Origin of the sequence: Bacillus cereus group sp. Sample62 (assembly GCF_036851315.1) — a bacterium.
Taxonomy (GTDB): domain Bacteria; phylum Bacillota; class Bacilli; order Bacillales; family Bacillaceae_G; genus Bacillus_A; species Bacillus_A wiedmannii.
This window is the reverse complement of record NZ_JAFLPK010000002.1, coordinates 131,973-144,050: the sequence shown is the minus strand read 5'-3', so window position 1 is coordinate 144,050 and position 12,078 is coordinate 131,973. Positions and strand designations below refer to the sequence as shown.

The following is a 12,078-nucleotide window of genomic DNA, read 5'->3' as shown; positions in this document are numbered from 1 at the left end:
ATAAAGCAAGGGCTTGTAGAGTTCAAGAATAAACTTTATGGCACAGGTAATGCCATTCAAAGTATAACGAAAACTCTTGACAAACTATTTCAACGTCAGGACGAACTGTTTCAACGTCAAGACAATATTATCAAGCTACTGGAAGTTGTGTATAACAATTTATAATTGTATGGAACACCAGTAAATCTCGGGCCTATTTCAAAAATTAGAAGTCATTAAGCCGCACTCGAAAGATGGACAAAGATATATTGAAGTTGTATTTATTTATCGCTTTGAAAAATCTGTTGAAACATGTGCCGATATGATTAATTGCGACAGGAGCACCTAATTGGTATGTAAATAAATTAGCAGCAGAGTTAAGCAACAAAGGTGATGACAAACTATTCAAAACCTTATCATTACTTATTCCAGAGGAAGAATTAAAACCAGAATTAAAGAGTATAAAGGGTGGCTATAAAGATATTGATGTGGTCACTGTTTCCGAACAACTAAATCAAAAAGGGATACTGGAGGATGTGGGCGGCGTAACCTATCTTACTCAATTAGCTGGCTCAGTACCAACTACAGCGAATACCATTTATTATTGTGATTTGGTAAAATCGAAAGCCTTGCGTAGGCGAGGAATTGAAGCAGCAAAAAATATAAGATATTTATCGGAGGTACAGGAATTTGAATATGACGAGACATTTTTGACAGAAGTAGAAAATCAGGCTTTAAAAATCCGATCAATGGCGTTCTCATTACTCGCATCTACATTGGGAAGCTTCTCGAAAATGTACATCAAGTATTGATAAGGATTAAGCCCATTTTCTTTGGCTGTTTCTACAATACTATAAGTCACAGCACTAGCCTTCGCTCCTTTCGGAGTGTTTGCAAAAATCCAGTTTTTCCTTTTAGGACTTAAACACATAAAAGAAAAAACTGGCTCTTTTCCGTCAGTGAAGCTGGTGCAAAAGCCAACGCCATCTGTTTAAGTATCGCAGAAACGGCAAAAGCAAACGGAGTGGATTTCTATCGTTATCTCTTGAAGTTACTGACGGATTTTCCGAATCTTGATATCTATCCACATTCGGAAATTTTAAATCAATATATGCCTTGGTCAAAAATGATCCAAGCAGAATGTGGCAGATAAAATGAAATCACCGTATATCTGATTAAAAAAATCATGATATACGGTGATTTATGATGCGTACGGTTAAGGTATGCTTATTTTTTATAGTTCGGGCTTACCTTTCAACTTGCAACAGTATAATTTATTTTTCAACCTAGTAATTTTAAAATTTTTAAGCTATTTTTCTTATATTTTGAGTAAGTTACATACATAAAATGCAACATGTTTGCGGTATCCTTTCCCTAACTTTCCTACCATTTTCACTCTAATCCCTTATATACCAAGGGTTTAGGTACTTTTTCACTTACTTATATACATATCATCCAACTTGCAACACGTTTGCGGTATTCATGCCCTTATTCTTTACACAAGATGCAACACTGTTTGCGGTATCCTTTCCCTATTTTCAATCTATAAGTGCCAAAAAAACCTTTTATATCAAGGGTAATCATTGCAATTCATTATTAATGATCCTGCTAACCAACTTGCAACACGTTTGCGGTATCCTTTCCCTAACCCCCCTATCATTTTTCACTCTAATCCCTTATATATCAAGGGGTTAGATACTTTTTCTGCTTATTCATATACATATAATCAACTTGCAACACGTTTGCGGTATCCTTAACACAAAAAAAAATTAAGAAATTCTCTTAACCCTTGATACGACTAGCTTCATAAGCTGTTGCAAGTTGCTATTTTTCTTCTTAAAGGAGCACATTTTTACAAAATTCGTTTTGCTATAATCAAAATTGGAATATTTTATAGTAATTTGGCATATCTTTCTGAATTTGTAGAACGGAGGTGAAAAAGATGGGAAAATCATTTGTGATACGTAATCAACGTAGCTTAAATGGGGAAACAACCAATGCTGTGTTAGTAACATTAAAAGCTTGGCAAAAATTTGTGGAAACATTTGAGGAGAAGTACTACAGCTATAAAGATACATATTTAGAAGATATTCTGCAGCACATGACATACGAAGAACGTATTGCTGACGTAGAAGGCTTTGTAGAAAAAGCAAAACCATCTTTTTCACGTCGCGCAATGTCTACACTTGCAGAGAAAACTGGAAGAAAACATAAATTATATGGGATTACGAATGCTGACCTTGAAGTATTCTTATACCTACATAAAAAATGCTATACAAACGGCGTCATTCCAAATGTAACAATACATATGATGTGGGAAGATTACAAGCAATATAAAGAAGAATTTGCTTATATCCAGCACTCTCAATTCTATATTGCATTAAAGAAATTAAACTTACATAACATTATCTCCATTGAAAACGGAGTAGATGGCCGATATACAATCAAACTGACTCATTTTATGAATGAGGAAACAGAAAAAGCAAATCCATACGTATATATTAGTCCTGTTGTATTTACCAAGGCTTTCTTTAAGCTATCTGTAGCGGCTAAGAAACTATTCTTAGACATTGCCATGCAACAACATACAGAAACAACATTAAAGCGTTCATTGGACAAGCAGGATGAAAGAGGCAACAAAACTCACTTCGGTGGGATGTATCGTTTCTTACATAAAAAATATCCGCATCAAATCCGTTCCGTTATCGATGAATTAACAACGGCATTACCATGTACGGGGAATCCCCTATTCAAAATTTGCAAAATGCAAAAAGGGGTAAAGCATACAAAACGATATACAACCTTATATTTATCTATTCATTCGGACTTTTTATGTACAAAAGAATCTGGAGAAGAGCAACACAGGGATCCATTTACACCAAAAGCTACCTATGCTCGTAAAGCGAAATTTATAGAAGCAGTTCTACAAGAGATGAATATCGGTGAACTGTCTGCAGACATGAATAAATTCATTCATGTATTAAAGCATACTTGTCATCGCCAAATCCGCAGTGTAATTCGCGGACTTCGTGACATAATTGATCGAAAAGAAGGATATCCAACGAAAATTGTATATACATTGAAAAAACTATTACATCAAACATCTCAATATCAAATCCTTGATGCTGCAGCGAAAGAAGGTATCTACCCTCTTATTGCGCAACATATACCAAAAGAGAGAAATAGTGACCGTGAGCAAGCTGTCTTTAATTTCGGTTTACATTATTCTATGTACTCTCTACACAACATTAAGAAGATGTTTAAGAATGTGCATGCACTACTGAAGCAGAAGTTTGCGGTACCAGTCACGGAAGAGTCTTATCACCGTAATTATTTAAAATACCCGGAAGAAACGTTATTTAGAAAATATGCATATGATCAAGGTGTGAATCTTCATGCATATACCGCTTTAGAAATTGAAATGCGAGAAAAATTAAAAGTGCGTGGTCATAAAGAACGCACGATCCCAAGTGATGTACGTGAATGGTTTATCGAAGCCATTGATAAGCTACCACAAGAAAAACTTCGTGTGATTGAGCTACCAAAGCAGTTTAATTTACTAGAGTTTATGCGTACCTTCGAACGTTTAGTACGTGCTGGTGTAACAATAACAGCTCCAGATCAGGTACTAACTGCAATGGAAATAAAATAATAACAACTAGCTCTCTATTTTTGAAAAAAACAAAAGTGGAGGGCTATTCGTGTTTCTTTAATTAGTAATACCTTCCTACTACTCTATTTATAAATACCAAATCGAAAGAACTTCATGTAAAATGGAGTCTTTTTTTATGCAATTCTATACAAATTTGGTTTTATCAATACATAACTCTCCACATAATACTAGAGTGTGTTCTTCTAATGTATTAAAACCTATCTCATAATACCTACAAAAAATCAAAAGGAAAATAATAATAATAGTGGATATGAGGATAAATATGATCCAATGTGGATAATATTTCCTCAATACCCCTGATAATACTACTGTCGTTCATTTTATCTAATAAAAATCATCAATAATAATGTGAGTTATGTGTAAATACTGAGTAATGTTAACAAATAAGAGCCTAATCTGGATAAAATGTGGGTAATCGAACGCTAAATACTGCTATATTTAACAAAATAAAGAAAATAAAGCCTATTTTCATAGGTGGATAAATATAAAGTGATTTGTATCAATTTCTTTCCGATTTCATGTAGAAATATATAATTCTCTTTATGCTTTTTTGTAGAATTGATAGTCTAATAATCATTGAATTTACGAATACATTTTCTACTATTTATGATTTTTTACGTTTTAATATCAAATTTTCCCTTGTGGGAGTAGATCTTTCCCCTATTTTTGATAACCTATAATAGTTTTATCTTTATTTCTTTTTAATATATAAGATATATTTATAATAGATTTTTAATACAATTAGTATGATTGTTAATAAGATGTCCGACCTAATTGAAAATATTTGTAAATTACGTTATAATAATGATAATTAAACAGATCATTACCCTCATACAAAAGGACAAACCTATGTATCCCTACCAGGACTAGGTTTGTCCTTTTTTCATTTTAATAAACAATTTATATTGGAGGACTAAACATGGCTGTACTAAAAGATACGACTTACATAGAAATGAATACCTATAACGAAATTAGATTTTTTAAAGGGGTTCTTTCGGGATTAGTTTTTGTAGTGCCTTTTTGGAGTATTATGATAGTTTTATTTATTTGGCTTTATAAATGATAAACAACATATCCAAAAAGCAAAGGGTTGTTTGTCCGTTTGCTTTTTGGATATGCCAGCAACCGTGCGTAGCAAAGGGCGGTAGCAGGTCTTTCACTTATTTTCTGTTATAATATATCCAAAGAAATTAGGTGATTATATTGAACGAGACAATTAGCTTAGAGGAAACTTTAGAAACTTTCTCTACATATTTAAGTGAAAAAGGCCGAAAACATTCTACAATCCAACGATATGCATACGATATTAAAGATTTTTATAGATGGTTGAATGAAAATGAGTTGCTTTTACATATCAAATCATGGAATGAAATATCCGTAGATGATTATCAAGCTTATTTCTCAGTGTTAGAACACAAACGAGAATATTCTCTTAAAACAAGGCACAGGATATGGGTGGTTTTAAAGAAGTTACACATGTTTTTAGGTATAGTTAGTCCATTAGATGATATTCATCTCTCTTTAATTCCGGATCAATCACTAAATGACAATGATTTTATTACCGAATTGGAAGAGGCACTTTTAAAACAAACTGTTCTATCAACTAAGGGGTTAACAGAGAGACAAGTTAAATATCGTCCTCTAATTATGGATAGAAACGTTTGTATAATTAATTTAATAGTAAACTACGGTTTGTCTTTGCAAGAGCTTGTATCGCTTAATATGAGCCATATACAGTTTGCTAGGAACACTTTAATTGTTCCAGGAGAAAACGGAGTTACTAGATCCATCTTCTTAACAGCTGAAGATACACAACAGCTTTACAAATATTATTCGACTATCCCTGAACCTGTAAGACCTCGACAGCACACAGATAATCCCCTATTTGTGGCATTTGATTTTAATCGAGGTACATATCGATGGGTTTACGAAAATGATGCACCAAAGGCTTTGTCTGAGGTTGCTATACAAAAGATGATTCGACTGGAAGTGAAACGAGCAGAATTAGGTAGACGTATTTCTGCACAACAGATGAGGAATACGTTTATTCTTCGTCTAATTAAGCAAGGAATAAATGAAGATGAATTGGTAAATAAAATAGGTTTTAAAACAAAAATATCTTTAAAAAGATACTATCAATACTTGACGTTATCTAAAAAAACTCGATGAAAAAAACGTAACTCCTATTTCACCGAAAAAGACTTTTGAACTGTACAAAGTTCATCATTTGTTAATTGTTTCTTATTTTCGTTAGATGAATAAATTTGATAATGTACGTCATTTTCATTCCAGTATATATAATGTGATTCATTTTTTTGATGATTAAATGCTTGACGAGTTTTATCAAATGTATTGATCTTTTGTAAAGATTTTTGTGGGAAAACATCCTTTCCTCTTGTTATTTCAACAATTAAGTTTTGATTGTCTTCACTTGAATAAACAACGGTAACATGTTCTGCATTCTCATTTGTAACTGTTATTGAATCTACTTCGAAAGGTAATTTAGTAGGATAGGATATTGGAAATGGGAGTTCTTTTGGTGTAGTGGCCATGACCTCTTGTGATATCGGGTACCAATTTACATCTTTTACAGAACAACCTGTAAGCATGGTGATAAAAAACAAAATGACAAACCAAAGTCTTTTCATTCCGTTCCCTCCTTTTTTATAACGTATGTAGCTTTTTTACATACATTCTGAAAAAGAATGGAAGAAAACTCAAAAAAATGCCCAAGATAACTTCAGTCGAAATTACCAAGAGCATTCACTACATATTTAGTTGAATTGAGCGGTCAAATATTTCAACTTTAAATAGAATTATGTTTTTCACTTCTTGTTTTTGACCGTAGTAAGTCTTTAATATTCATGGTTCCTGAGATTAACAAACCACCAATTACTAAAATTGCACCAAACAGATGGTATATTGTAATACTTTCTTTAAGTATTAACCAAGCTAGTAAATAACCAAAAATCGGTGTTAAGAATAGATAGTTGTTTGCTTTTATTGGATCTTTTTTTAATAAATAAAACCATAGTAACATGGATACTATCGAAGTCATAACAACCTGCCAAAATAGACCAATAGCAAAATTCATGTCTAAATTAATATATGGATTTGTATCTAATAAGAAACTTAAAGGAACTGCAAATAAACTACCAAAGATGATTTGCCAAGTATTAATGACTAGACGATCAATCTTCATATCGTATTTTGTGAAACATACACTCCCAATTCCCATAGACAACATGCCAATTGCAAGAATAATGATGCCTGATACAGTGGCTTGCGTATCCTTTAAATACGGATATACGGCAATAAATAAGCCAAACGCGGCAATACACATACCAGCCCATTCTTGTTTTGTTACTTTTCTACTTAAGAACATAGAAGACAACAAAGCAACAACAAATGGGTTTACTGTGATAAATAAGTTAAATAAACTAGATGATACCAACTTTAGTGACAAGAAACAGCAACCTACATACAAAGTGGTATTCAATATACCTAGTACAACTAACTGTTTCCACTCTACTCCTTTAGGCCATCTGTTAGATTTGATAAAATATGTAAAGATAAACATGATAAGACCGGCACTAATTAACCTTGTTGTTGCAAACATTAAAGGGGATGAAGATAAAAGACCAATTTTTGTGGCGATAGCACCTGATGCCCATAAAATACTAAACAATATACCGATTAAAATCTCCATATGAACCATTTTCCTTTCCTACATTACAAATAGTAAAACAACCGATTTTATTAAAATAAAATCGGTTGTTTATGTAAAGAACTTACTTTACTTGTTCTAAAATCAAACAGTAACTTCTTCTTTCCAGTTATCCATACTGAAGCGCTCACCTAAATTACGATGTTCAATAATATACTCACGTAAATGTTTTGCTTTCTGAATAATTGCCTGATCACCGCTTCTTTCTGCAATTTGATCTAGCCAATCATAGCATTTTGCAACAGGGATATCTTTTTCAAAATGAATTTTCGATAAGAAGAATACAACATCTCTAAAATTAATTCTTGAAATTACTTTAGAAAGTGAAGTAATTAACTCCTCTTCAAATGTTTCATCTAATTTATCTCGTTGAACAATAAATCTTTCTAAATCACGATTATATGTCTTTTTATCTTTGAAGATATCAGATGGATCAAAATCACAATCAAATACATAGTCCAAGCAAAGGAAAACGCGGCTATCCTTAGAGAAATTAGCGGCTGCATGTCCAATTGCTGCATCAAGGAACCAAATTTCGCCTTTTCTGATACGGAATACTGCTTCTTCATCTGAATGGAAGGCCTTTTCATTATCTTCTAAAGCTAAGAAGACACGGAAACGTTGCTTTGTACTATGAGAGAATTCAACGAAATCTCTATGTGGGATAACCATTGCATCCACTAAATTACGTGTACGAACCATTTTTAAATTATCAAAAGTGAAGTATTCTTCAAGAAGTGAGTTAATGTAAGGTAACTGCTTACCATACTCTGTTTGTTGTGCTGCATGATCAAAATCACGATACATTGTATCATTTTTATCATTTGAAGCATTCCATAAAGAGTTGTTCATCCAATAACCCGAACTGAATTCATCATACTCTTCTGGAATAACTGGAAAATTCGCTATAGTAGCTAAATCTTTCTTTAATAATTCCTCGTTTAAGTTTAATTTACCAATGATATAAGATGCCATATTAACTATTCTCCCCTTTAATTATAATGTGAACATTACTAAATCGCAATATAAGTGACGAAATAATCTGATTATGTATTCTTTTCAGAATCTAGACCAAAAGATTATTTGCATAGACTAATAATCTATATAGTATTTTTGAAAAATAACATAACCTATTGGGTACTGAACATTCTTAATTTTTTTGAGATATTCCTGAAATCAAATATATACAATTCATATTGAGAAGCATGATCACAATACCTACATTTTATATTTTTGTCTGTTTCACAAATATGCGGTACATTTAGATTTTTAATCACTTTTAATACATGTTCTTTGCAAACAAACAAAAGATCACCTTATTTCCATAAAATGATAATTATTTTTTGTAGTTTTTATTTTACCTAGTAAAAGATATTTTAAAACAATTCCTGGTTCGCGCGAATTTACAGAAAATTGAATATTGAAACTACAGATTGATTATAGGGAAAAAATAACAACAGGTCTATATGCTCTTTGTTGAAAATTCTGAATATAAAGAATTAAATTAACATTAAATTTCTATAGAATGCTATAGTGGTGCGGTTTCGCAAGAAAAAACTGAAAATTTTGTAAAAAATTGAGAAATGTTTGTATTATTTATATAACTAATTATTTGATGTAATAATCTAATTTTCCATCTTAGTGTGGCTTTAAAATAGTGTTTGATCAAAATTACCTTTCAAACTCGTATTTTACGTTAAATAAAAGGAATCTGTTTTGAAAAAAGATTGATTAAAACGGATTCTTCTCTTGTGAATTAGTATAGAACTTTTATAAAAAAGTTTGATTATTTTATGTCTGTGATCTTCCACAATCGCGCCCTTTAATGGAATAACTAAAATATTTATCAAATCCTATATTCATTAGTCATACTCTAATGAAAGTCTCCTTGATCTCTTCTTCAATACAAAAGGTGTTAAATACACAGCGAACTTGATATTCGTTACGTTCGCTCTAATATACATTTCCTCTCCCTTCACAACTGCAAAGGTGGGTGATGATTTCCCATTTCAAAACCTTCAACAAGTTTTTGAAATGCTGGTATTGGAGAGTATTTTTATCCTTAAAATTGGTGATTCTTCATATTCTTTCTATTTAAATAGAAAGAATATCGGATAAAAATAAGTGCAAGTATACCGAATAATCCTCCAATCCAGCTTAAATTCACTATATTTGTATACTGAATAATGATTCCTCCTAATGCAGAACCTAGCATCATTCCAACATTCATTAAAGCGGTATTAAAACTGAGTACTGTTTCAGAAGATTGTGGTTTTAGTGAAATCAGATAAAACTGCTTTGCTGGTGTCGTTGTCCAAGTTGCTACTCCCCAACAGGCTAGTGTGACAAATACACCGACTGCCCTATACTGTGTAAATGTTAGTACAAATAAAGAAATGATATGAACACATAAACTTAATGAAATCGTTCGATTAGGTCCCCATCTGTCTACCGCATATCCTCCAAAACGTGAGCCAATAAAAGCAAAAGTGCCTAAAACAAATAAAGCGATACTTGTCATTTCTATAGAAAAACCAGCAGTATGACTTAATAATGGAGCAATGTAGGCGAACACCATCGTATATCCTAAAATCCAAAAGATCGTTGTCATTAAACCAGTAAGGACTCGTTTATCTTTCATAATTTGTAGCTGTTGTGTAAATGGCAGCGGTTGGTTTCCTTTTATTGATGGTAATAATTTGTAAAGTCCTAGTATTAAAAAAACTGTGCTAAGCGCAATAATTAAGAAAATATAGTGCCAATCAAAATGTCCAGCTAAAAATGTTCCGATAGGTACTCCAAGTACTAATGAAACAGTGAAACCTGTAATGACTGTTGCCATAGCACTACCCCTTTTTTCTGGAACTGCAATTTGCGCAGCATAATTGGTGGCAACAACAATGTATAACCCTCCACTCATCGCCATAATGACTCTAGATACCATAAGAAAGACAAAATTATAGCTAAAAAATGCAACTAGATTCCCTAGAATAAATATAGAGATAGCATATAAAAGTACCTTTTTACGATCCAATTTAGACGTTAGCATGACCAAGATCAAAGCTCCAATAGCATAAGATAAAGAATAAATCGTAATCAACTGACCAGCCGTTGAAATTGAAATATCTAATTCAAAAGAAACCAGTTCTAAAATTCCAGAAACAACAAACTCTACTGTTCCTGTTACAAAAGCTCCTAAAGCTAAAAGTATGATGATTAGTTGATTCATATTATTTTTCAATTTGTACATCTCCTTATATTTGAACTACTGTTTTTATTTTATGTTCCATGTTAACATAAGTAAAATTGATGTTTTTAATAAAGGAGATGAGTAATCACTCATGACTATTGTGCGCTACGAAATCATTGCAAAAGTGGTTGAGCTAGGAAGCTTTACAGAAACTGCTGAAACGTTAAATATGACCCAATCTGCCGTGAGTCATGCAGTTGCGAGTTTAGAATCTGAATGGGGAGTTTCTTTATTAATTCGTGATCGAAAAAAAGGAATAACACTTACAGATATAGGACAAAAAATTCTGCCGCATATTAGAGAAATATTGAAAAGAGTGGAAGTCATTAATCAAGAAATTGCGCTTATGACAAGCTTGGAAACAGGTATTATTCGTATCGGCACTTTTGCAAGTGCTTCTTCCTGCCTATTGCCTAAATTACTTGCAAAATTCCGGAAAAAGCATCCTAAAATAGAATTTAAATTTTACGAAGGAACCTATGAAGAGATTACGGAATGGTTAGGTTCAGGCATTATTGACATTGGATTTGTAGTAAAAGGAAAATCAAACCCAAATTTCGATTTGGTTCCTTTGATTAAAGACAAGATGGTAGTCGCTTATCACCCTGATCATCAATTTCATTCTAAAGAAATAGTAGAAATGAATGATTTAATGTATGAATCCTTTATTATGCCAACAGGGATGTACCAATCACATGTTGAGGAATTATTTGCAGAAGCGCAAATTAAACCATCTATTCTTTTTGAAGTACACGACTGTACAACCATCACTAATATGGTACAGGAAGGACTTGGCGTTACGATAGGTCCAGAATTATTTTTAAAGACACAGCAAAACATAAAAATCAGCAAACTAAATATTGAAAACAGCCGTGAAGTAGCACTTGCCTGTCAATCAATTGCAAATGCTTCTCCTGCGGTTAAGGAATTTCTTCATGTGGCAAAAAATAGAAATTATTAATAAAACACTAAACCACTCCCCATAGTAAGCCAATCCTATTCATGGTTTGCGACGCTTTGAACGCCCAAACCATGGCAGGACTGGCCCATTAGTTTAATAAGATATCCTACAATTCTTAAAGAATAGAAAACGAGAATACTGAGTACTAAAAAGATTTGAATGATAATTCCCACCACACTACAAATTAAACCAGAAGTAGCTAATCCACTACCACTTTGGTTTTTTTCTATAATTTCTTTTGTTGCTTTTCTAGCAACTACAACTCCTAAACCACCAAAAAAACCGATAAATGGTATTAGGATCTAAATAATACCAAGGTTTGAAGAGATTACTGAATTACTGTTTGTTTGAGCATTTTCAATCATTTAGATTTCCCCCTTTACAACCCTTTAGTTTAAGGGGAAATCTTCACAATTTTTTTGCTCCATAATTATTTTCATTAAAGTGTTACTCAAGAAAATGGCCCGTTTGTAGAACAAGAAAAAATC

9 protein-coding genes and 2 pseudogenes are annotated in these 12,078 nt (G+C 32.4%); 6 read left to right on the top strand and 5 right to left on the bottom strand.

Features of this window, described 5'->3' with window-relative positions:
• Positions 1 to 467 precede the first annotated feature (467 nt).
• The gene (locus J0835_RS27775) at positions 468 to 791 is read left to right on the top strand and encodes a DnaB-like helicase N-terminal domain-containing protein (RefSeq protein ID WP_076315514.1); all 324 of its coding nucleotides are present in this window, start codon (positions 468 to 470) and stop codon (positions 789 to 791) included.
• Here the strand turns inward: J0835_RS27775 and J0835_RS27770 are convergent.
• Positions 707 to 892 (bottom strand): annotated as a pseudogene (locus J0835_RS27770) (transposase domain-containing protein); the annotation flags it as partial. The gene J0835_RS27775 and the pseudogene J0835_RS27770 sit on opposite strands and share 85 nt — an antisense overlap.
• Before the next feature lie 21 nt (positions 893 to 913).
• Between J0835_RS27770 and J0835_RS27765 the strand changes: the two are divergent.
• From J0835_RS27765 to J0835_RS27750, 4 genes and pseudogenes are all read left to right on the top strand, one after another.
• Positions 914 to 1,132 (top strand): annotated as a pseudogene (locus tag J0835_RS27765) (IS66 family transposase); the annotation flags it as partial.
• A 789-nt stretch (positions 1,133 to 1,921) separates the two neighbouring features.
• The gene (locus J0835_RS27760) at positions 1,922 to 3,631 is read left to right on the top strand and encodes a hypothetical protein (RefSeq protein WP_046199360.1); all 1,710 of its coding nucleotides are present in this window, start codon (positions 1,922 to 1,924) and stop codon (positions 3,629 to 3,631) included.
• Between the two features lie 940 nt (positions 3,632 to 4,571).
• Complete coding sequence (locus J0835_RS27755) at positions 4,572 to 4,715, top strand: hypothetical protein (RefSeq protein WP_000279641.1); 144 nt, start codon at positions 4,572 to 4,574, stop codon at positions 4,713 to 4,715.
• Positions 4,716 to 4,846: 131 nt separating this feature from the next.
• Positions 4,847 to 5,821, top strand: a complete 975-nt coding sequence (locus J0835_RS27750; RefSeq protein ID WP_002019941.1) for a tyrosine-type recombinase/integrase — start codon at positions 4,847 to 4,849, stop codon at positions 5,819 to 5,821.
• 14 nt (positions 5,822 to 5,835) lie between these two features.
• On the opposite strand, the gene J0835_RS27745 is transcribed toward J0835_RS27750, so the two are convergent.
• The 4 genes from J0835_RS27745 to J0835_RS27730 form a co-directional block, all read right to left on the bottom strand.
• Entirely contained in the window at positions 5,836 to 6,300 is a 465-nt protein-coding gene (locus J0835_RS27745; RefSeq protein WP_000827038.1) for a hypothetical protein, read from the bottom strand.
• Between the two features lie 158 nt (positions 6,301 to 6,458).
• A complete protein-coding gene (locus J0835_RS27740; RefSeq protein WP_000233488.1) occupies positions 6,459 to 7,370 on the bottom strand; it encodes a DMT family transporter in 912 nt (303 codons plus the stop codon).
• Positions 7,371 to 7,463: 93 nt separating this feature from the next.
• The gene (locus tag J0835_RS27735; protein WP_000179384.1) at positions 7,464 to 8,354 is read right to left on the bottom strand and encodes an aspartyl/asparaginyl beta-hydroxylase domain-containing protein; all 891 of its coding nucleotides are present in this window, start codon (positions 8,352 to 8,354) and stop codon (positions 7,464 to 7,466) included.
• A 1,087-nt stretch (positions 8,355 to 9,441) separates the two neighbouring features.
• Entirely contained in the window at positions 9,442 to 10,629 is a 1,188-nt protein-coding gene (locus tag J0835_RS27730; protein WP_002019938.1) for an MFS transporter, read from the bottom strand.
• Between the two features lie 91 nt (positions 10,630 to 10,720).
• On the opposite strand from J0835_RS27730, the gene J0835_RS27725 reads away from it, so the two are divergent.
• Complete coding sequence (locus tag J0835_RS27725) at positions 10,721 to 11,590, top strand: LysR family transcriptional regulator (protein WP_000158036.1); 870 nt, start codon at positions 10,721 to 10,723, stop codon at positions 11,588 to 11,590.
• The last annotated feature ends 488 nt before the right edge of the window (positions 11,591 to 12,078 follow it).